Source organism: Spirochaetota bacterium, assembly GCA_026414805.1.
Lineage (GTDB): Bacteria > Spirochaetota > UBA4802 > UBA4802 > UB4802 > UBA4802.
Window position 1 is genome coordinate 1 of the sequence record JAOAIH010000052.1, and the last position, 23,023, is coordinate 23,023.

At 37.1% G+C, this 23,023-nt stretch carries 20 protein-coding genes, 2 tRNA genes and 1 rRNA gene; 7 read left to right on the forward strand and 16 right to left on the reverse strand.

From position 1 onward, the window contains the following. From N3F66_10710 to N3F66_10720, 3 genes are all read right to left on the reverse strand, one after another. Positions 1-977: ribosomal RNA gene (locus N3F66_10710) — 16S ribosomal RNA — on the reverse strand; the annotation flags it as partial. Between the two features lie 581 nt (positions 978-1,558). Continuing rightward, positions 1,559-1,924, reverse strand: coding sequence for a DUF4976 domain-containing protein (locus N3F66_10715; GenBank protein ID MCX8124616.1), 366 nt, complete (start codon positions 1,922-1,924; stop codon positions 1,559-1,561). Next, positions 1,915-2,367, reverse strand: coding sequence for a sulfatase-like hydrolase/transferase (locus N3F66_10720; protein ID MCX8124617.1), 453 nt, complete (start codon positions 2,365-2,367; stop codon positions 1,915-1,917). Before N3F66_10720 ends, N3F66_10715 begins: the two co-directional genes overlap by 10 nt. Before the next feature lie 466 nt (positions 2,368-2,833). Here N3F66_10720 and N3F66_10725 point away from each other — a divergent pair, with 466 nt between their 5' ends. Then, positions 2,834-3,241: a DUF1178 family protein gene (locus N3F66_10725; GenBank protein ID MCX8124618.1), complete on the forward strand. Its 408-nt coding sequence runs from the start codon at positions 2,834-2,836 to the stop codon at positions 3,239-3,241. A 6-nt stretch (positions 3,242-3,247) separates the two neighbouring features. Here N3F66_10725 and N3F66_10730 read toward each other — a convergent pair whose 3' ends face one another. Next, positions 3,248-3,730: a hypothetical protein gene (locus N3F66_10730; protein MCX8124619.1), complete on the reverse strand. Its 483-nt coding sequence runs from the start codon at positions 3,728-3,730 to the stop codon at positions 3,248-3,250. 112 nt (positions 3,731-3,842) lie between these two features. On the opposite strand from N3F66_10730, the gene N3F66_10735 reads away from it, so the two are divergent. After that, a tRNA-Ala gene (locus N3F66_10735) sits at positions 3,843-3,915 on the forward strand. Positions 3,916-3,927: 12 nt separating this feature from the next. Here the strand turns inward: N3F66_10735 and N3F66_10740 are convergent. From N3F66_10740 to N3F66_10760, 5 genes are all read right to left on the reverse strand, one after another. Further along, complete coding sequence (locus tag N3F66_10740; GenBank protein MCX8124620.1) at positions 3,928-6,195, reverse strand: penicillin acylase family protein; 2,268 nt, start codon at positions 6,193-6,195, stop codon at positions 3,928-3,930. Positions 6,196-6,210: 15 nt separating this feature from the next. Beyond that, positions 6,211-7,443, reverse strand: coding sequence for an LL-diaminopimelate aminotransferase (locus N3F66_10745; protein ID MCX8124621.1), 1,233 nt, complete (start codon positions 7,441-7,443; stop codon positions 6,211-6,213). A 208-nt stretch (positions 7,444-7,651) separates the two neighbouring features. After that, positions 7,652-8,104, reverse strand: coding sequence for a hypothetical protein (locus N3F66_10750; protein ID MCX8124622.1), 453 nt, complete (start codon positions 8,102-8,104; stop codon positions 7,652-7,654). A gap of 426 nt (positions 8,105-8,530) precedes the next feature. Next, positions 8,531-9,634, reverse strand: a complete 1,104-nt coding sequence (locus tag N3F66_10755; protein MCX8124623.1) for an AI-2E family transporter — start codon at positions 9,632-9,634, stop codon at positions 8,531-8,533. Positions 9,635-9,740: 106 nt separating this feature from the next. After that, positions 9,741-9,929: a hypothetical protein gene (locus N3F66_10760; protein MCX8124624.1), complete on the reverse strand. Its 189-nt coding sequence runs from the start codon at positions 9,927-9,929 to the stop codon at positions 9,741-9,743. A 445-nt stretch (positions 9,930-10,374) separates the two neighbouring features. Between N3F66_10760 and N3F66_10765 the strand changes: the two genes are divergently transcribed. Further along, positions 10,375-11,301, forward strand: a complete 927-nt coding sequence (locus N3F66_10765; protein MCX8124625.1) for a hypothetical protein — start codon at positions 10,375-10,377, stop codon at positions 11,299-11,301. A gap of 429 nt (positions 11,302-11,730) precedes the next feature. Next, positions 11,731-13,533, forward strand: a complete 1,803-nt coding sequence (locus tag N3F66_10770) for a diguanylate cyclase (protein ID MCX8124626.1) — start codon at positions 11,731-11,733, stop codon at positions 13,531-13,533. Positions 13,534-13,538: 5 nt separating this feature from the next. Here the strand turns inward: N3F66_10770 and N3F66_10775 are convergent, their stop codons facing one another. Beyond that, a complete protein-coding gene (locus tag N3F66_10775) occupies positions 13,539-14,456 on the reverse strand; it encodes a hypothetical protein (protein MCX8124627.1) in 918 nt (305 codons plus the stop codon). 173 nt (positions 14,457-14,629) lie between these two features. Here N3F66_10775 and N3F66_10780 point away from each other — a divergent pair. Then, positions 14,630-14,704, forward strand: a tRNA-Asp gene (locus N3F66_10780). 41 nt (positions 14,705-14,745) lie between these two features. Here the strand turns inward: N3F66_10780 and moaA are convergent. The 5 genes from moaA to gatA all read right to left on the reverse strand — a co-directional run bounded on the left by moaA (position 14,746) and on the right by gatA (position 18,747). Further along, a complete protein-coding gene (gene moaA, locus N3F66_10785) occupies positions 14,746-15,732 on the reverse strand; it encodes a GTP 3',8-cyclase MoaA (GenBank protein ID MCX8124628.1) in 987 nt (328 codons plus the stop codon). 2 nt (positions 15,733-15,734) lie between these two features. After that, entirely contained in the window at positions 15,735-16,295 is a 561-nt protein-coding gene (locus N3F66_10790) for a hypothetical protein (protein MCX8124629.1), read from the reverse strand. Between the two features lie 152 nt (positions 16,296-16,447). Next, positions 16,448-16,942: a hypothetical protein gene (locus N3F66_10795; GenBank protein MCX8124630.1), complete on the reverse strand. Its 495-nt coding sequence runs from the start codon at positions 16,940-16,942 to the stop codon at positions 16,448-16,450. After that, positions 16,926-17,357 carry a hypothetical protein gene (locus N3F66_10800; GenBank protein ID MCX8124631.1) on the reverse strand — a complete coding sequence of 144 codons (432 nt, stop codon included), beginning with the start codon at positions 17,355-17,357 and terminating at the stop codon, positions 16,926-16,928. Before N3F66_10800 ends, N3F66_10795 begins: the two co-directional genes overlap by 17 nt. Next, positions 17,320-18,747 carry an Asp-tRNA(Asn)/Glu-tRNA(Gln) amidotransferase subunit GatA gene (gene gatA / locus N3F66_10805; protein ID MCX8124632.1) on the reverse strand — a complete coding sequence of 476 codons (1,428 nt, stop codon included), beginning with the start codon at positions 18,745-18,747 and terminating at the stop codon, positions 17,320-17,322. Before gatA ends, N3F66_10800 begins: the two co-directional genes overlap by 38 nt. Positions 18,748-19,128: 381 nt before the next feature. On the opposite strand from gatA, the gene N3F66_10810 reads away from it, so the two are divergent. Continuing rightward, positions 19,129-21,084, forward strand: coding sequence for a carboxy terminal-processing peptidase (locus tag N3F66_10810; protein ID MCX8124633.1), 1,956 nt, complete (start codon positions 19,129-19,131; stop codon positions 21,082-21,084). On the opposite strand, the gene N3F66_10815 is transcribed toward N3F66_10810, so the two are convergent. Then, positions 21,085-22,155 carry a 2-hydroxyacyl-CoA dehydratase family protein gene (locus N3F66_10815; GenBank protein MCX8124634.1) on the reverse strand — a complete coding sequence of 357 codons (1,071 nt, stop codon included), beginning with the start codon at positions 22,153-22,155 and terminating at the stop codon, positions 21,085-21,087. A 127-nt stretch (positions 22,156-22,282) separates the two neighbouring features. Here N3F66_10815 and N3F66_10820 point away from each other — a divergent pair. After that, the coding region (locus N3F66_10820) for a glycosyltransferase family 2 protein (GenBank protein MCX8124635.1) at positions 22,283-23,023 on the forward strand (741 nt) is incomplete at its 3' end.

Genomic DNA, 23,023 nt, shown 5'->3' on the forward strand with positions numbered 1-23,023 from the left:
AATTAAACCACATGCTCCACCGCTTGTGCGGGCCCCCGTCAATTTCTTTGAGTTTCACCCTTGCGGGCGTACTCCCCAGGCGGTGTACTTAATGCGTTAGCGTCGGCACTAGTGGTCAAGCCACTAACACCTAGTACACAACGTTTACAGCGTGGACTACCAGGGTATCTAATCCTGTTTGCTCCCCACGCTTTCGCGCCTTAGCGTCAGTTTTGGACCAGAGAGCCGCCTTCGCCACTGGTGTTCCTCCCGATATCTACGCATTTCACCGCTACACCGGGAATTCCGCTCTCCTCTTCCAAACTCAAGAGAACCAGTATCAAGTGCAGTTCATGGGTTGAGCCCATGGATTTCACACCTGACTTAGTTCCCCGCCTACACGCCCTTTACGCCCAATAAATCCGAACAACGCTCGCCCCATACGTATTACCGCGGCTGCTGGCACGTAGTTAGCCGGGGCTTTAGGCAGGTACCGTCATCACTCCGGGTATTAGCCGAAGCTTATTCTTCCCTGCTTACTGGAGTTTACGACCCGAAGGCCTTCATCCTCCACGCGGCGTCGCTGCGTCAGGCTTTCGCCCATTGCGCAAGATTCTTAACTGCTGCCTCCCGTAGGAGTCTGGGCCGTGTCTCAGTCCCAATGTGGCCGTTCACCCTCTCAGGCCGGCTACCCATCGTAGCCTTGGTAGGCCATTACCCCACCAACTAGCTAATGGGCCGCGGACTCATCCTCAGGCGATAGGTCCCGATAAATCGAGATCCCCACCTTTAATGGCTGGAACTTGTGTTCCTACCATCTTATTCGGTATTAGCTCCAGTTTCCCGGAGTTATCCCCAACCTGAGGGTAGATTATCCACGTGTTACTCACCCGTTCGCCACTCTCACCCCAATGCAAGCATCAGGGATCCCGTACGACTTGCATGTTTAAGACGCGCCGCCAGCGTTCGTTCTGAGCCAGAATCAAACTCTCCATTATAGAATATAATAAAGAGTTTACATTCTAAAATTATTATAGGTTTCAAAACCTATTTTCAACAAAGATGAAACCATTCACCCGTGAGATACTACTCAGTTTTCAAAGAACCATGTTTTTGGATAAAAAATCCCACTCATGTGGGAGAGTTGCTGTAAGTGTTCTGAAAGCTTTTCTTTAAATATACTCGCTTTATTTTACTTCGTCAAGTTTTTCTTAAAAAACTTTTCGATTTTTTTTAAGCTTTCCTAAAGAATTTTTTTACTTATGGTTAAAAAGAACACGTCAGCTTCTATCGTTAAGCGATATGTACATATAGTTAACCACTATTGTACTGTCAAGCTTTTTTGAAAAAAATCTTTAAAAAATAAAGATTTTTTCATCTGTATCTTCATCATATGATTGATGAAGAACATACCATTAGTGTATTAGTTAAGCTAATGTTTCGTGACCATACAAAATTTTTTATATAAATGTCAATAAAAATTATAAAAAATATTAATATTTTTATGCCATACCATACTATATAAAGATAATATCTAACATATCAACATGATAAATAATTATTTATATCATAATATATTTTACATGATACAGTATTTTATCTTTAATTTTTCTAATTCTTTCTTTAAATCTGGCAAAATCTTTTTTCCCTGAATGGTATTCATTAAATTATTCATCTCCCTTGGATCTTTCAGTAGATCATATAATTCCGGTTTCCTGCATGCCTGCCATTCAATATACTTATAGCGTTCGGTTCTAAGAGTTTTGTTTGGAGGAACTCTACCTCCAAATGGAAAATCTTTGAAAAGTTCGTACAAAAAAGATTTTCTTCCCGGTGAAAAGGGATTCTTTACAATAGGGATAAAACTCTCTCCCTGCATCCATTCTGGAACGTGAATACCCGCTAAATCCAGTAAACTTGGAGCCAGGTCAATATTTAAAACCATCTTCCTGGAGTACGAACCATATCCGGATAAAAAAAGATAAAGGGTATTCGAATTGATTCCTCATATGGCCAGTGTTTTGCATAAAGTCTGTGTTCACCCCACATATACCCGTTATCACCAGCATACACAATTACTGTATTATTTAGTATCCCCATCTTTTGCAATTTTTGTATAATCCTCCCAATTTGCTCATCAACAGAAACAAGGCAGTCGCAGTCCCGTCTGTAAATATCATGCATTGAACCCATTGAACCTTCCAGCCAGTTATTTCCACTCCATGTATTCCATTTATCCGATTCAGGTGCAAGAAAATCAATTTTTTCATTTTTATATAATCCCTTAAGATGCCGTGGTGGTTTCCAATCATGATGAACAGCTTTATGTGAAAGAAAAAAAGGTCTACACCACGCAAATGAGTAAGGCCTTTCCCGGGCATATGCCACTTTCCAATGAAGGCAGTTTTATACCCAACCTTTTTTAACAATTCAAGAAATGTTACATTTTCATATTTCCATGGTGAAAAATTATATATAACTCCATGTCGTGATGCATAAAGACCAGTTAAAAAGCTGGCCCTGCTTGGACTACACAATGATGTAGTAACAAATGCGTTTTTGATATACAAATTTTCTGCCATGTCAACATAATATTCTTAGATACAGCATTTTATCACTATTGTGCTACTACAATGAGCTATCGCCACATGTAGTATGTATACATTTAAATACTGCTTTTAACCTTAAAAATTACAATACATGAAAGCAGTTCTTACCTATGTGTGCCCAACAAGGAGACATCCTTTAAAATTAGTTTTTAGAAGTTCCCTTATTTTTTTGAAATATGTTTGCCAGGCTATTACAATTATTATTGAATGGTTATACTACATCTATCCAGTGAAGAGACCCTATCATGATAAGCTTTGACCTTGAATGTAACAACGGACATAAATTTGAAGGCTATTTTAAAGATTACAATGCCTTTGATGAACAAATGAAAGCTGGCCTAGTTGAATGCCCGGTGTGCACTTCACGTGATATAAAGCGGCTTTTCACTGGCTGTTCCATCCAGACTAAGGGCTCAATACTAGAGAAGAATCAACCAACCTTTTTTGAAATGATCCGCATGGTTGAGTCATACATAAAAGAGCATTTTGAAAATGTGGGTGACCGGTTTCCTGAAGTTGCCCGCGCAATTTACTATGGTATTGAGGAAGAGCGAAATATTTACGGCAATGCATCTAAAGATGAAATGAAAGAACTTATCGAAGAGGGAATTCCCGTATTACCCTTACCAAAGATTGACGACATTGAAAACTGAATAACATTACCTGCGTATAGCAAAAAGGGAAAACCCGCATAATATAACATATAACACAGATATTATTATATTTACATAATACCCGTATGCCAATTCATAAGGCTTGGCTTTTGTGATAAGATTTCCTATTGGCAAATATACCATCCAAAAAAGATAGTACACGATCACAATCAGCCGTGCTATCATTAACCATGGTCTTTGTATTACGCTTGCAATTACCATTATAATGATAATGCCAATAAAATATACTGCCAGCGGATTGTTGACATAATACCAGCTTTCAAAAATATAAAAGCGTGCAATAGGCAAAATGGGAATAACAACTGACACAATTGACAGCACAATAATTATTTTTTCCTGTACTTCAAGCTCACGATAGATTCCAATGCAATATTCATACACCCGCAGCAGGATATCGGCTATCCAGTTAAAAAAATTAATTATATATGACATCACTCGTGTAACAAAGTCTATAATTACACCTAGCATATTTATTGTCCTTTCTTTAATTTTGCCTGCCAATCATTGTTACCATAGACTAAAAAACTATTGACTAAATAAACAATCTACCTTTACTTTGAAAATATTACAATATTGCATTGGGGCTGTAGCTCAGTTGGGAGAGCGCTAGAATCGCACTCTAGAGGTCGTCGGTTCAAATCCGATCAGCTCCAATTATAGTATCATTACTTAACATGCATATCTTTAACCGGATTTATCAAAAAGAGCTCATTTCTATTGTTCAGCATAATCTCCTTAAAATAATCTTTAACTTTAAAATCTCTATAATAGCGAGATAATTCATTATTTGTGATACTAGCTGAAAGAGAAACCTTATGTACTGTTTTATCCATATAGAAACTACACATTGTGGCTGTATCCACCTGAAAATTTGTTCTTTTGGTTAGAGAGCGATAGGCAGTAGCATCAAAGCCGTCAAATGGTAATGTCATTTTCTTCCCAATCACATTGCTTATTAACGATGATGATTCCACTTGCTGTAAGGTTGCATTATGTACCGTACCCCACTTCCAATCATCAATGTATGGGCCAATTGTGTAATTAAAATATTTCAATGAATGTAAAAATGCCCTGTCAAAAATGATATCCCGTGTTTCAGTTTTTTCAATAGTTGTTATATCATCAAAATAAATGGATTTATCATCTTTAAAAAGTCTTTTAAACTCAGGTTCAAATATTACATAATGTGTAAGTATATCTTCTACCACATAGGGAAGTTCATCAGCAAATGTTTCACGTATGAGTGAAGAAATAATTGCATTGTATAATGTTGGAGCTACTTCACTGCTGCTCATTGCTAAATTCCAATCTCGGAAATACACCTTTGCCAACTTGGCTGAGGTAATTGGCATTTTATCTAACAGATTATTAATAACAAACAGATAGTCTTTGGCACCAGGATAATTTACACCATGAAGGAATTTTTCTATATCTTTAGGATGCAATTCAGCAACCCGCACCAGTTCGTTCTGAATTGCCATTAATCTGTCAGTATTATTGAATACCATGACTTGCTGTGCAGCAAGCGAAGGATTTTCAACAAATTCACTTCCTGCAACTAAATAATCAGCTTGTTTTATTTCAAAAATACCTGTAGGGTTTTTAGCAAATAATGCTTTATCAGGACTTTTTAATACATTTGTATCGGTATCAAGCAAGGTGCTTCCAGCAATAATCTGAAATGCCTTAGAATCATCCTGCACCACAAATATCCGTGGCTGTCCTTTATATTTTTGAGCTATCGGTACCACATCATTTGCTGAATTTATGAATGCTATATCAATCATGGACTCTATATACCCTTTTTCAGGGGATACATGCGCTATCGCAATAATGGCATCTTTCAGGTTCTTTTCAAACGCATCCGATATAACGGGCCCGCACTCGGTAAGTCTTGTTACACACTGCGAAGAATCAAATTGGCAGATCAATTCTTTATATCCTGAAGTGCTATTGTACACTTGAACATTGTTGCGTGTCAGCGTCTGATATTTGCAAAAAATTTGGCTGTCTGCCAGCAATGAAAAAGAGGCATATCGTACAGTTGCAGTTTTTCCTGCAATTATATAGGGCAAACCAGCATACGTATACCCTTCAATGACTTTGCCTGCTACCTGCATATTTACTGGATATAGCAACGCATATAAAGAAACACTATGCTCATAGCTTGCACACAATACAGCAGCATCAGTATACATCATTCGTGAAGGAATGGTAACGGCAAAGCCTCTGCAATAGGACCCATACAATCCAAAAATTGAAGAAATCAACTGTTGCAATGCTCTTATTTGCGCAACAACTTGATAATCCTGCTTTCTGTAATAGCGTACAATTTTTTTATTTGTAATTTCACGGCTGAATAAACCAAAGTCTTTATCCTCTACCGGGAAGAAAAATTCATTATTTGAAACAAATGCATTGCAGAATTCCATAAAAAGGGTTATGCATACAACATCTTCAGCTTCCCATTGTGCTGAATCTTCATTGCCTTTTGTAAATTTAGATTTAAATGTATTTATACCTTGCACATATTGCTGTAACACATGTACATATTGGGGCGATAGCTCCTTCAATAAAGCCTTTGCTTTAAACTGTAAACCTACCGCCTTAATTAGCCTGTCTATTCGTTCATACTGAGCAAGTCCATGCTGTACACTTTTTGCAGTTGCAAGGCTACGTAAAAACTCTATCTGTGCAAGTCTGTCCTGTGCATGAACAATGCCTAGTGCAAAAAACGCATCATCACGATTTTCTGCTATGATCAACGGGTAGCCATTATTAAGCCTGTACACTGCCACAGGGTACGTGACACCAGCTGTGATCGTTTCATGGTACGAAACCGATGAAAAAAAATAACGATAGATTCCTATTGCCAGTAGAAAAGCTGCAATAATACTGCTACTGGCAACAAGCAATAGCGTTTTTTTGGTCATAGTAATAACCACTTATTAAAATTCAAACGCAAGTGCTCCTAACCTGTTTTCCACTTCTTTAAGGATCCTCTGTTCATCTTCCTGATCTTTTGCCTCAAACGTTGCTGAAAAACGCACAAAACTTCCCACATCATCCCATGGAACAGATGAAATAAGGCACTCCTTTATTAAATATTGTGAAAAACTTTCTGCATTGTCAAAAACAATTCCATTTTTTGTTTGCTTTGGTATTTGCACATACAGATAGAATGTACCGCCTGGCATGTGTGCATCAAAGCCCAATCGCCGTAACGTTGCTACCAATGATTCTAATCGCCTTTTATATTTTTCTTTTATTCTATTGGTTAATTCAGGGTGTTCAAGAGCTACCATAGCAGCTTTCTGAATTGCTTTGAACTGACCTGAATCAAAATTATCTTTCACATTAGCAAATGCTTTGACAATCAAAGGATTACCCGCCACAAACGCCATACGCCAACCTGTCATATTAAACGCCTTTGACAATGAATGTATCTCAACCCCAACTTCTTTGGCACCGGGCATGCGTAAAAAAGATAATGGCTTGTCACTATACGTCAGTGCTGCATATGCTGCATCCTGAACCACTATTATCTTATTTTTAAGAGCAAACTCTATAACACGGTTGTAGAATTCTTCGGTTGCCACAGCACCTGTAGGATTGTTGGGATAGTTAATCACAAGTACTTTTGCTTTTTTTAAAATATCAGCAGGGATTGAATCTAAATCTGGCAAAAAATTATTCTGCTTAAGAAGTGGGATATTATATACTTTTCCGCCATACCATTCTGTATGTGTGCCAAAAACAGGATAACCAGGAACAGTCATCAAACATATATCACCAGGATTAATGAACGCTGATGGAAGCATTGCCAATGCAGGCTTTGATCCAATTGAATGGTTAACCTCGGTTTCAGGATCTATTCCTTCAACGCCAAATACCTCTTTTAAATATTTTGCTGCAGCATATTTAAATTCTGGAATACCATTATCAGCATATCCACGGTTTTCATGTTTGTATGCCTCTTTGCATAATGTTTCTATAACAATATCAAATGCTTTTTCATCAGGTTCGCCAACTCCTAAATCAATGAGTTCCTTCCCTGGATTATTTTTAAGTGCTTCACGCTTTGCAATTTTTATTTTTTCAAATTTGTAAACCTTATCAACTTTACCAAAATTTTTACCACCTATACGCTCTGCAAACAATTGCTGAATGTACGACTCCATAACCATTTCTCCTTCTGAATTAAAATTTCATCAATTTTATCCGGGCCTTGCCCCATATTCTCTACACCGTCATTTAGAACTTGATTTGGAATCTTTGTTTTATTTAAGATCCTGAATCAAGTTCATGATGACCTTAGTAGAAATATTTTCATCACATCTGAGTTCCCCGATGCCGCGCCGGGAAAATTCCTTCAAAATTCAACATTTCTTATTTCAATCTGGAAATATTTGCCTCTACCAGTTCCACTGCATACTGGTTTCCTGGAAATTTTAAAAATCTGCTGAAACGGCCAACAACAGAAATAGTATCTCCGGGCTTTAGCATAGCAACTGACTGTAAATCCTCATCATTACGCCAGTTTTTAGCATAAATATAGCATTCGATAGTTCCTGATGAATGTTGCACTGTTGCTATCACACTGAATGTATAATCTATATTTATAGCATTACCAATCTGTTTGACAGTAGCATTACTAACTTTAACACGTTTTCTTTCCAGCTGTTTCAATAAAATATATCCTTGGGCAGGGTTTTCTGCAGTATCAATTTGGCTTTTAATTGCTATCACTTCATCAAAAGAATACATGGGTATCCAAAACTTCATTGACGTGCAACCAGTTACAAAGATCATAGCCAGCAGAATACACATAGTACGTTTCATTATTGACTCCTTAAAAAACAAATTGTCACATGCTAATCCTGTTTCAACATCTTTTACTAAATAAGAAATTTTGGCTCAAGGTATATCATGGGCAGCATAATACCTGCAGTGCATTAATTGAATCTATATAGTAAGGCCTCTCTATGAACACACATTACCTAACCGCACCAATGATTTTCATCAAACTAAAAAAATATATTGCAAACAAAACCCACAAAACAATTTAGCACAATTGAATGTCAAGAATAATACACAAGGTACTATTTTGTCAAACACGATTATTAGAATTATAGTAATTACAAAATCATATTGCGTAACCATAAAAAGACATGCTGTATGCCTCTGGTGGTACGGTAGGCTATTGTATATATATTAGTTTCAAAACAGTTAAAATGTTAATACTGGGAAAACACAGGAGCTATCGCACTAATTATTTTTTTGTTTGTTTGTAGTAGCATCAGTTGCAGTTGTATAGCTATCAAGAATCTTGTACATCTCCCAGAATGAGAAAAACAGCGTGAGCAAAATTGGACCTATAATTATTCCCGGCAAGCCAAATGTTTGTAGGCTCCCTAATAACAGAAAAAATAGTATAAGTGGATGAAACTTAAGCTTTTCACCAAACACTATTGGCTTCAATACATTCTCAAGTAAAAGATACCATCCTAAACACCAAATGGCTATTATCAAAGCTTTGACGGGGCTCCCTATCGCCAGCAAATACAGTGATGCTGGTAACCACACAAAACTTGTGCCTATAACTGGAATAAGCGAAAAAATTGCTGCAATACTACTCCACAAAAGTGGTGTTGACAACCCAACGATGACAAATCCTATCCCAACCATTAAACCCTGCAAAATCATAATAAGAAAATTGCCCGCCAAAAGCACCCGTACCACAACCTTTAAAGTGTCAACCATATCTCGCTCAATATCATAGGGAAAAGGCAATATTGTATAAATGCTTTTTTCAAAACGCTCACTTTCTTTAAAAAGAAAAAACAATATGAGCAACATAAAGAAAAAGTTTATGGCAAAACGTATAGAAAAAGTGAGCAACATGGTGAGATTAGAAAAAAGCGTGAGTGACATATCCTGCATGTAGCGTACAATACGTTGAAAAAGCTCGTCGTGCGTTATATTAAAATATTTTAATGTTTCTTTCAAAAGCTTGCTGTGCATGAGGTATTGCTTGAACACTTTTGGATCAAACTGCAGCTGCAAAAAATTATAAAACTCCATGACCTGGTCAGTGAGGCTTATAAGCAGTATAAATGTGGGGATGAGTATTGTTACAATGATTATGCCAATCATAACAAAGCTGGCCAGCACTTTGCTTTTAACATAGTGTAGCATCCAGGTGTACAGAGGCTTTAAGCCAATATAAAATATTATGGCAAATAAAAATGGCCAAAAATAATAGCGGTAAATATAGGCAATGGCAGCAATAAGTGCAAGGAATATAACCCAGAATAATGTTGTTAACTTTTTACTTTGAACTACAATCTTGTATGAATCACGTGGTATCATTGGCCTGCTACAATTCCTTTTTTACGGCTGTGCGATAGCTCATAGTATTGAAATGTATCGGCCTGCCAAATGCAGGCCGATACCAGCTGATACATCAGCTAACCTACTACTTCGTGAGATAATGTGATAAATCCGTTGCAATTCGGTTGATGGCATGTTCCAGATATGCCTCATCGGATATCTTCTTCCGATATTCCAGAATCTTTGGTGAAACTTCTTTTGCTACTTTCTTCTTTATCTCACGATCCTCCTTGTTCATGAGACGTTTCATATCGTTACCCCTTTTATTGGTCACCTGTCCCTCCTTGAACAGGTTAGCTGACCCTACTTACACAATCGGTTGAATAACTATTTTATATAACATTTTTTTCATACCACCAATGATTCCTTTTTGAATGCAAAAAAAGTGTTTACCACCTTGGACAATGAACATTATTATATTATCATTGTACAAATATCATGATTTTGTAATAAAAAAGTGATAAAAAAATTATCAGAAATTATTCCTGAAGGTTAATTAAATAACAAAATATGTAATAATGTAGATCTGCCGTAAGAAGCGGGTTGGTTCATTGCTCTATTAAATGAATTAATTTTTAAAATAATTAGTGTTCAATTCTAATAAATTACAGACTTGTTTATGGATAACATGCTTAACAACTACAATGTGCAAGTATTGTATTTGACGACATTTAACACTCAACAATAATGACAATATATGCATTCAAGGCTTTTGATATATGAACACTATTATAACTAAATTCATTATCTTTCAGCTCTGTATATGGCTACCAATAATTACCGGAGCTTACCTCTCCTCAAAACAATACATTGATGTGCAGAAACTTTCCAACCGCCTGATTATGATAAACCTTATCAGCCTGGAATCCTTTATTGTTTTATGGACTATTTGGGGCCTTGAACTTTCATTTGATCTTATAATCCTTCCGTTTGCAGGTGTTGTTGAAGTACTTATTGGCCTGGCGGCTGGCATAGTGTTAAGCACACTGGCCCAATTAAAAGGAATACAAAAACATACCTTTATCATCAGCTCCTCACTGGCCAATCATGGATTTACGATGGGCGGTTTTTTGTGCTATCTGTTCTTAGGAGAAAGGGGGCTGGCATTAGCATTTATCTTTATTATTTATTTTATGCCTTATGTTATAATAGTCATCTTTTCCTACGCACGATACATTGGCACCAACACTCCTTTTTCTTTAAAACGCTATATTCTCACACCTCAGAACATGCCATTGTATGCAGTGTTTGCTGCACTGCTGCTTCAGTATTTTGATATCAAAAGGCCTGTAATTAATATACCACTTGACGTTATGCTTGCAACTTCTCTCACAATTTACTATTTTTCAATGGGGATTTATTTCAAGTTCAAAAATATCAGAAGCTTTATTACAGCACATTGCTTGCTTGCCATTATAAAATTTATTATTGTACCTGTATGTATTTTTTTAGTACTTTCACTGATACAACTGCCCCACCCCAGTAAAGATGTAATCCAGTTGCAAGCGTTTATGCCAGCGGCAATTTATTCTGTTATTTCATCTATACTATTTAATTTAGATAAGGAAATGGCAACAAGTATGTTCGTAGTCAATACAGTTATTTTTTCTGTACTGATCATGCCATTACTTTTTTTCATTTTTTAATATAGTGTTATTCTGTATATATAATGCTATTTAACTTGCAAATACCCTAAAGGCATTACAACCAAAGGAATATCTGTATCATTCAATTTCAATGCTTTTCTGCAACCAGTTTCATTAACCCCAGCTACTAAACAGGTCCCAATATGTAATGCACCCGAAATAAGATACACATTTTGTTCTCCACATCACTATGTAAATGTATTTTAGTTTGAAAGTGTATTTCTTTGACTATATTTCCATAAATAATAAATTTCTACTAATTATCCATAAATGTAAATGTAAGAATAAAATATAGAATAATGCACATCTGCACCTCAAATGGCAGTAGAGAGCATATTTTATAATTAAAAATTATCCTAACTTTTTTTATTGCCACAAATACTATATACCTGTAGTATTACATTATATTTATTAACAATATTTTAAAAGATGATCAACAATAATTTACATAAAGCAATAAAAATAAATAAAATTGCAACTGTTATATTTATTTTTTATTTTTTTACTTGTTGTAGCAATGCCTCACATCCATCACAAAAAGGGATAATTGATCTTAGAAATTATCAATGGGACAGTGGCCCGGTTTCACTTGATGGCGAATGGGAATTTTATTATGGTGATTTTTACCAGCCACAACATTTCAAGAATTTAGAAAACCGTAAAATACATTATATTAAAGTACCATCATCATGGACTACTTATGCAATTAATAATCATAAACTGCCCGAATCCGGTTTTGCAACATACCGAGTGAAAATTCTTCTAAATTATCACTTACCACACTCACTGTCCTTACTGATTCCCAAGATTGACAGTTCACATTCCCTATTTATTAATGACACTCTTATAGCACAAGCTGGCAAAATAGGAACCAATCATATCAATAGCATCCCCCTATGGAAACAGACTATAGTTGATATCCCTTCAACAAAAAATCAGATTGATATTATTTTCCATATCTCTAACTATTACTATTCAAAAGCTGGGATAACCAATTCAGTTGTTTTAGGCACCAAACAATCCATCCTTGAGTACTATATAAAAAGTATTATCGCCAAATTTTTTATCTTTGGCTCACTTGTTATCATATCATTATATCATTTGGCATTATATATATTCAGGAAATACGATAAACAATCACTCTACTTTGGTATATTCAGTTTCCTTATGGCACTATTATCAATCATTTTTGGTGAATTCCACATAATGCGTATATTTCCAAATTTGCCCTGGGATATACTTGTACGAATTACCTATTTAACCATGTCATTAGGGTTAACATTTTTTGGTCTTTTTATTGAAAATCTGTATCCTGACGAAGTCAGTGAAAAACTATATAAAAGTTTTCTTTTCATTGGGATTCTGTATACAATTCTTATACTCATTTCACCAGTCTTTTACTTTGCAAAACTATTATCATTTTTTTTCGTAATAATGATATTATATGGAATACTACTATTTTTAATATTCATACGAGCTATAAAAAACAAACGCAAATATGCTGCTTTTTTTCTTTCTGCTTTTTTAATATTTGGTATAACTATTGTAAATGATATGTTTCACTTTACACATATTATAAATACAACATACATGGTGCCTTATGGTTTTCTTATATTTATAGTTTTCCAGTCTTTCATACTGGCAAACAAGAATTCCAGGCTTTATATAAAATTAGAAAAACTTTTTAGTGAAAAAATAAAACTGGAAAATTTGGCATTGACTTTCCAAAATTTAGCATACGTTGATCCCCTCACTGAATTGCCAAACAGAAGAAGATTTGAAGAATACCTCCAAACTGAGTGGCTTAGAGCAATCCGCAACCATTCTCCCTTATCAATCTTAATGATTGATATTGACTATTTTAAAAAATATAATGATAAATTTGGCCATGTTATAGGCGATATGGTGCTAAAAAAAGTAGCTGAAACCATTAAAAGTTGTATTCATAGACCAGCAGATATGTGTGCACGGTATGGAGGAGAAGAATTTATTGTGATTCTTCCGGAAACCGAAATTATAGGAGCATATAGAATTGCAGAGCGAATCAGAAAAAAAATTTTAGATCTTAAAATACCTGCTGCAAATACTGCATCATCTCAATTTGTTTCAGTGAGTATTGGCTGCACAACTTCATATCCCAATCAAGGAGAACACTGGAAGAATATCATTGAAAAAGCTGACAAAAAGTTATATAGGGCAAAAAAATTTGGAAGAAACCGTACTGAGAAATAATTAATCTAATACTCCTTTTCAACAAACAGATGATGATTTACCATTTGCATAAGTGAATAGATTGCTTCCTCATGTTGCTGCAATTGTTGATCCTTATCTCTATTATGGATAACTGCATTGAGCATATTTTTAAGAAGCAGCAGGTCAGACCTTCGTTTTATTTTTTTACCCTGCACAAGTTCTTTTAGATAATCAAATTTATAATTACGAAGCTGTACCCGCAAAAAAAATTCAATACCATATATTTGTAAAATTCTTTCTAGGGGATAGCTTTTACTTTTATCAATAAATTCTTTATACTGAGGTGCATCTACAACCCTCTTTTTTCTTCTGTCTTTAATTGATGTGGGCTGTAAGTTTTCATCTTTTCCTTTTTGTGATTGTTTCCGCTCTAATTGCAAATCAATATTGGAAATACTTATTTCGTAAGCTAAACGCTTGGCCTTCCACTCTTCGGTAAATTCATCATAATGCTTTTCCATATACCGCTCAAGCTCTTCTAGCATAATAGCCAGATTGGCAACCTTGCCAATATCAGTGTTATTGAGGCTCCGCAGCATTGGAAATATTTCCTTAACTATCTGATGCACCATGAGCCGTTTATGGAATTCATTTTCATACTGTATAATCAGTTCACTTTGATAAAATGATTTTAATTTTCGTATTACAACAAGATCCGCAACCACATACCCTTCCACACGAGCAATATCTCTTGCTTTATCTTCAGCAATTATTTCAATAGAAAATATCTTATGGGCATTTATTAATATCTGAATTATTCGTTTTACAAGATCTATCGAAAGGCCATAATAGCCGGCAACATATTTAATAAATTCATCCGAATAGGGTACTCCTTTGAATCCTCCTGCAGCATTGCGCTTGCGAATTTCATTATATATATCATCAAAAATATTTAAACTCATTTCATACCCTTCTTCAATAAAAGGAAAATTCGATATGCCGCAAAGTACAACATCATACATATTAAAAAAATAAAAGCGTTTTTTATATTTTTTTTGTAAAAGTCAAAAAATGTGATTTTTTTTATTGACAGATATTGACTCTGCTTGCCATTTGTAGTATACATAATTTTTAAGGGGTGTTAGCTCAGCTTGGTTAGAGTGCCTGCCTGTCACGCAGGAGGTCGCGAGTTCAAGTCTCGTACACCCCGATACTTACAGGCTGCTTTATAATAAGCAGCTTTTTTTGTTGTCAGCCACCAATTTTTGACATTGAATGCAATGTCATTCCCGAACAGTTAAATACCGTATCATCACATTGAGTTAAAGAATGCTCTTTCTTTTTATGTAATACTGCCTGTTGAATAACTTCTTTTATATCCTTTTGAAACTGTCCCCTGAGTATGTTTTTTACATTATATTCTGTGGTATCATGAAGGCATGCGCGCAGCATCCCATCTGGTGTTACTCGCAAACGGTTGCATCGAGAACAAAATCTGTGTGACACTGCAGGTATTATGCCAATGTTTATTATGTGTGATTTTCCTTTTGGCTGGAATTTGTACATGGCAGCAACATGGGTATCGCTTTGTGTTTTGCGCTGTAATGTACCCAATGTATGTAATGCATTTATCAATGTATCAGCACTTACAAACGGCACCGGGTCATTGCTAAGTGGCATGCGTTCAATAAATCGTATTGCATCAACATGTGTTGCAAAATTAACTAATTGTTCAAGTTCATCAAGTGTTGAATTCATAATGACAGCATTGATTTTGCACTCAACACCAGGTAATAATGAAACTTTTTCTATACCTCTTACTACCCTGTCTAATCCATTGACCCCTGTTATTTTTGTAAATGTAGTAGGATCAAGCGTATCAAGGCTCACATTAACTTTCTGTACATTATATTCTTTGATGGCATTGACAAAGTTTTCAAGCAACATCCCGTTGGTGGTTATACATATCTCCAAATCATTATGATTACTGCGTACCTGTTTCACTATATCAAAAAAGCCTTTTCTAAGCAACGGCTCACCGCCAGTAAAGCGTACCTTTTTTATCCCAAGTGAAACAAATATATCAACAAGCTGTACTATTTCTTCATTACGCAATATCTGGTGATGTGGTAGCCACTGAACTGGACCAGGCATGCAATATACACAACGTAAATTGCAGTGGTCGGTCACCGAAATGCGCACATAATCTATATTCCTGCCAAAGCTATCAACTAGCATTATTACCACCTGAATGTATACATTGCATATACAGCACCCTTGTCATCTGTTCCAAAAGAAATTGTAGTGGCACTTGTATATGTTGGCAATCGTTCTTCATTTAACTCCTGTACATGGTACCAGGTAAAAAGCCATGATGTAACATATATAGCAGCATTTGCTACAATACTCAAAGTAAAATAATGTGCTGCTCTGTCGTACGCATAGCCAAATTCCTTGACAGTTTTATATCCACCCTCGGGGTCTTTAAATAGCAATTCATGCTGTGGGTCAATTGTTTGGTTTGCCTTTTTTGCCGAACGATACAACGAACCACGGTAATGCCAATAATTATAGTAATAGTACATTGCGTACACTCCAGAAACCTTAAGTCCCGCAAACACCGCCGCATACTCATAATGGCCTGTATAGATGTGCCCGCCTCCGGGCAAAATGTCATAGGCTAAAGCTTTCCATAAATTTAATGGCTCATCCGTTTTTTCAAATGTAAACGGTTGTTGCGCAAATGATGTGTGTGTACACAAAATTATAAAAAGAATTAATGCTACTGTGCGATAATTCATACTATAAATCCCTTATCATATAACTATCAATTGTAAAGACGCCATGCATGGCGTCTCTTTAGGCGCCACACGTGGCGTCTCTCTAGACGCCATGCGTAGCGTCTCTCTAGGCGCCATGCGTGGCGTCTCTCTAGGCACCACACATGGCGTCTCTACTGAATAACACCACTGACCACCTCACTGTGGTCACTTTCCCTGCCGCCATCATGCGATGTCATCCACAGATACACCGGCCCATGATAAGAAGAAGAAACCTTTATTGCTACAACTTTGGGATCAACACCTGGATCAAAATCGGTTTCCGCTGTATATCCCACATAATAGCGTATATCATAGTATAACGTTGGGTCAGTGAATAGCGCGGGATCAGTTGCTGATATGTACACAAGGTAATAGAGGTTTTCATTAGTTCCAGTATCAGGATCGTAGGTAACTAAATTACCATTATCCAGCTTATCAGTATAAAATGTTAATTCAATCGTATGGCCATCAATAGTGATTGATATATCAACCGGTGGTGTGGGCTTTTGGCCGCCTTTGACTTTTGCAAGGTTGTTGTAGTATTCCTCATCCACAGGTTCATGCAGGCAACCGGTTGCCAGTGCTATCGCCAAAATTAAAAATGTGATGTTATTTTTTAAGTTCATGAAGGTACAGATAATTTTTCCTAAAATAGTGGTTATCCGGCTTTAGCAAAGCTGCTTTACCAATATACTCATAACCTAAAGCAAAGTCACCTTTAAGGATACGCGCCACGCCATAATTGTTGAGCACTGCTGGTTCATTGGAAGCTATAATAGTTTGCAGTTGGGTAAGCGCATCATCAACATTCCCGTTTACTAAATGTAAAACTGCTCTATTATTAATGTGTGCAATATCACTATTACTGGATATATATGCAATATAGGCGTTAAATTGTACCTTCAATGTTAGCACATCGCTTTCAGCATGTGGTACCGTAACTGTGGTTATGCATCGCAGTGTGTGGTACCGGTATGTACATGCACCAGCAACAAGCACAACGCTACACAGCACAGCTGTCTTCAATAGCCTGTGCAACATTGAGCATCACCTTTTCATTAAAATGCTGTGCCATTATCTGCACGCCTATAGGCATGCCACTTTTATCTTTTGTCACAGGCACCGACATGCCGGGAATACCTGCAAGATTTGCCTGTATGGTCAGGATATCAGCCATATACAATGACAGCGGGTCAGAGATCTTTTCGCCAATGCCAAATGCTGTTGTGGTGGTAACCGGCGCAACGATGCAATCGCATGTGCTAAATGCTTTGGTAAAATCGTCTATGATAAGGCGCCTACCCTTCAATGCCTTCAAATAATAGGCATCGTAGTAGCCAGAACTTAAAGCAAATGTCCCCAGGATGATGCGCCGTTTAACTTCTTTGCCAAATCCTTCCTGCCGTGTTTTCACATACAGTTCTTTGAGCTTCTGAATATTTTTTGAGCGATAGCCGTAGCGCACACCGTCGTAACGGGCTAAATTTGATGAAGCCTCAGCAGTTGCTATCAGGTAATAAATGGGCACCGCATAGTCAGTATATTGCAGCGAAATCTGTTGTATGTGCGCTCCCTGCAATTCCAATTTTTTTAACACATCTTTGACTGCAGTTGCTATCGCCTCATCAACACCATTAAAATATTCCTGTGGCACCCCTATGCGCAATCCTTTAATATCCCCTGTGATAGCTGTTGAATCAAAATCCACTGGCTTATTAATAGATGTAGCATCCCGCACATCCACTCCCGATATGACTGCAAGCACATCAGCTGCATCCCTCACTGTGCGTGCAAAGGTGCCTATCTGGTCAAGCGACGATGCGTACGCTACAAGCCCATAGCGTGATACCCTGCCGTACGTTGGCTTTATCCCTACAACACCACAGAATGCAGCCGGTTGCCGAATAGAACCGCCGGTGTCAGAGCCAAGCGCCACCGGAGCAATTCCTGCTGCTACCGCTGCAGCCGAACCACCGCTGCTTCCGCCAGGAACCTTTTGTGTGTCCACAGGGTTTTTTGTGGGACCAAAGAATGAGGTCTCCGTGGTTGATCCCATGGCAAATTCATCCAGATTGGTCTTCCCCAAAAGCACAAAACCAGCATCACGTAACTTTTGATACGCTGTGGCATTGTATGGCGGGATAAAATTTTGCAAAATGCCCGATGCACAGGTAGTCAGCACTCCTTTAGTGCATATATTGTCTTTTATTGCTATAGGAATGCCATCAAACTTAGACAGTGGTGTGCCGTTTTTACGTCGCTGGTCTGATTCTTGTGCTTGCGCTAACGCTTCATCGTGTGGCACTGTGATATATGCATTAATATCTTTTTTTTCTTCTATAGCTTGTAAGTATGCAGTCACTATTTCAACGGAAGTTGTTTGACCGCTTTCAAGCAATTGTAGTAACTGAGCTATTGTTTTCTCTACCATATATAATTATTTCCTCCACAAAAAATTGGACTATGAAATATCATAATGAATGAGCAAAGCCATTCAAGGATTTCACTACTAAAGATTTTACATTCCACCCCTGATGCTATTTTCAAAATGACTATGCCAATGTATTTTCTTCATGTTGGTTATCACCAGTGGCAATTACCAGCAACTAATCAACACGTCATAGTATAATTACTGCATAACATTCTTGTCATGCTGATAATTATGTCAAATTAATTTATTGCAAATTTCATGTAACTATCGCCCCATTGTAAACCCCACAATTACTGTTGATAATTATTTGACTAAAATCATACTATAGTATAAAGTAGTTATATGCTAAAACATTAATTTATTATAATCACAGGATACTGTATGAAAAAGCATATTGTTTATCTGATAGCTCTTGTTTTGTTTTTTGGCTGTTATAAAAAATCAGTTGTACTTAATCCCAATGATATTCACTATATAATTAGTACCTTCTTAAACGAGCATGTGCTCTACCATGAGTTTGACGATACTATTTCACAGCGTACTTTGAATAACCTTTTATCCTCTATTGATCCTGGGAAATATTACTTTTATAAAAGCGACGTTGATACCTTTACTAAAAAGTATGATACTTTTATAGATGATTTTACTAAAAAAGAGGATTTTTCCTTTCTTGATGAGATCTTTACTACGTACCGCAACCGTGTGAATGAAGTAAACAACATTATCGACGATCTTTTACAGCAGCACTACACATTTACCCAGGATGAAACCATTAATTTAGACAGTGATAAAATACCATATGCAAAAGATAAAAATGAGCTTAAAGAACGGTGGCGTAAAAATATCAAGTTACAGCTTTTAAACTACCAAACTGCTGAAAACATGAATGAAGAGCAGGCAAAGGAAAAGTTAAAACGTAAGTTCTATCTTAACAACAAACGGATACAGGAATTTGATAGGGCAAAACAATTCTCTGTGTTCCTTAACGCATTTTCAATGGCACTTGACCCTCACACCAATTATTTGACGCAGGAAGAGCATGAAGACTTCATGATATCCAATAACCTTAAGCTTGAAGGCATTGGCGTTCAGCTGAGATGGGAAGATGGGTACACCATAGTTGACCGCATTATCCCTGGTGGTGCTGCTGATAAGCTTCCAAAAGAATTGCAACTTCAACCCAATGACCGCATCGTAGCGGTGGCTCAGGGCAATGATGAGGCAGTTGATGTTGTTGATATGGACCTGCGTGATGTTGTAAAGATGATTCGCGGCAAAAAAGGTACCCTTGTTAAACTAACAATTATCAGGATTAATCCCGACAGCAAAGATCAAAAGCGCATGGTAGTGCCCATAGTACGTGAAGAAATTAACCTAGAAGACAGTGCTGTAAAATCCGAAGTGTTCCAGCCTGAGAACGGCCCTGCTATCGGTTATATTAAAATACCTTCCTTTTACGTTGATATTTCACAGCAAGGATTTGGCGAGGGAAGAAGTTCTACCGCCGACACTATCATGCAATTAAATACTCTGGTAAAGAAGAATGTTTCATGCATAGTAGTTGACCTTCGCGGGAACCCCGGCGGAGCATTGAGCGAAGCATTAAAACTGGCTGGGCTTTTTATTGACGCAGGCCCTGTCATGCAGGTGTACGATAGCTCCGGCAATGTTCAGTCGCTGGATGATCCAATACCGGGAGTATACTACAGCGGGCCGCTTGTTGTGCTGATTGACAAATTTAGTGCCAGTGCCTCGGAAATATTTGCGGGTGCCATTCGCGATTACCGCCGGGGACTTATCATTGGTACTGATGCAACATTTGGGAAAGGCACTGTGCAAACATACAAAGAACTGTACCAGAAAAAAGGCGCTATTAAGATTACCAATGCCATATTCTACCAGCCATCTGGCACTTCAAATCAGCTTAATGGGATAAAACCCGATATTACTGTACCTGATATTACTACAATATGGGATATTGGCGAAAACAAGCTTAAATATGCGCTGCAGTGGAAACAGATTCCTCCTGCTGCCTATACACCCTACAGGAATTATATTTCCGCTGATGTTATTGCACTACTCAGAAGCCGTTCCGACAACCGTTTACAGAATGATACAAAGTATGCAAAGCTGTTACTGGAAATTAAAGACTTAAAGCAAAAATTGCAATCAAAGGAAATAAGCCTTAAAGATGAAAGCAGTATTGAACAGCGCAAGAAGGACCTTGAAAGCTCAATCCGAAAAGGTAAAAAAGAAAAGCTTATTGATCTTGAAAATGACATCTTTTTACAGGAAGCATTTAGAATCACTGCTGATTATATCAAAGTGTTGCACTGATTACGGCATGTTAATGGTAATGGTGTAGTGCTGTCTTTGCTGTAATGCTTTCATATATTCATGTAACTGTGACACTGCCCCATCAGGGTTAAGGATAACTGCATCTATACCCGCAAGTAAACACTGCTCATAGATGTTTTGTATATGAACGTTGCGTGAGGTAAGATGTGACTGAAACAATGCAACCAGCGTTATATCATAGTTGGGCAACGATTTATATATAAGCTCAATGCGTTCGCTAACATTTCTCAATCCCGGGCACCACGACTTAAATGAATACGCATACAAAAGCTCATAATACATATTCTGAGATGATGTATGACATGATATATCAAACTGGCGCCTTCCATTACAGCTGTCATCCTCGGCAATAGTTATACCACAGTGACGAATTTCATCAAGTATCTCCCAATCCCTGTAATCATTATAGATGAGCATTTTTATCTTTGATTCATCACCTGTACACTGGTATAATTCAATGGCGTGGTAAAGCTTTTGTAATAGCTGTATGCTTTGCTCTGGCTCAAGAGTAAATGCTGCATCACACAGTAATTGCAGTTCTTTTTGGGTAAATGCACTGTTATACATGGTGGTGAGTGCACGCATTATTTTTCGTATTTCTTCATAGGTTGCAACTGCTTGCGTTAGTTTTTCGTTGTCTGGGTATTCATGTGTTACACCAAGGCTTTGTAATAGTGACCAAAGAATTGAATGAAGATTAACCACTGCATCTTGGGCAAACCCTTCATAGTGTGAAACAGTAATGATATTTAATGTATGCAATACTTCCTGTGGGATGTTGTTACACTCTTTTGGCACAATGAGCATATCAGCTAAACTCAAGTACTCTATAGCTTGAGTATACATTTCACTATTGTGTCCACACAATGCATTCAGAACCCATCGTGGCAATTTACTCACTACACATCCATGTGCAGCAAACACTTCATACGGTATACTATCGCACTGGGTAAAAATAATCTTTTTACCAGTGTTCTTTAGTGCAGAAAACCGGGCAAAGAGTTCATCAAGTGCTTTATGTATTTCTATCAATATTTTAGATTTGCTCATGGTTACTATCGCCTCAATAAAACTACATTATTTTTTATAATAATTTTCTTGTCAAAAGAATAATGTTCTTGTGATAGTTTATTACATATTTTTACAAGCATAATACCCTTTACCTGGAGAATCAATTATGAAATCGCGCACCACAAAAAAACCATATCTTTCAATTGTGCTTCCTGTGTACAACGAGGAGGAAAATATACTGCCACAATATGAACATATTGTTGATGCAATGAAAAAAACCAAATATACGTATGAGATAGTTTTTGTAGATGATGGCAGCACTGACAATTCGTTTGCGTTACTTGAGCAGATTGCAAAAAAAGATAAACGTGTGCATGTGGTGCAGTTCAGGCGCAATTTTGGACAGACAGCAGCCATGGCAGCAGGCATTGAATATTCCAAAGGTGATATCATTATCTTTATGGATTCAGATTTACAGAATGATGCCAACGATATACCATTGCTGGTTCAAAAGATTGAAGAAGGCTATGACGTGGTCAGTGGCTGGCGAAAAAACAGGCAGGATAAGCTCCTTTCACGAAAAATACCCTCACGAATTGCAAACTGGCTCATTGCAAAAGTTACAGGTGTGTACCTGCACGATTTAGGGTGCTCGCTGAAAGCATACCGTGGGGAGATAATCCGTCAGGTTAATTTGTATGGCGAGATGCATCGTTTCATTCCAGTACACGCATCCTGGATTGGAGCATCCATCGTTGAGGTACCAGTACAGCATCATCCACGTAAATTTGGTAAATCAAAATATGGCATCAAACGTACGTTTAAAGTATTGTTAGACCTTGCTACTGTTAAGTTCATGGGTTCATATTCAACAAAACCCAACTATATATTTGGCGGGATTGGACTG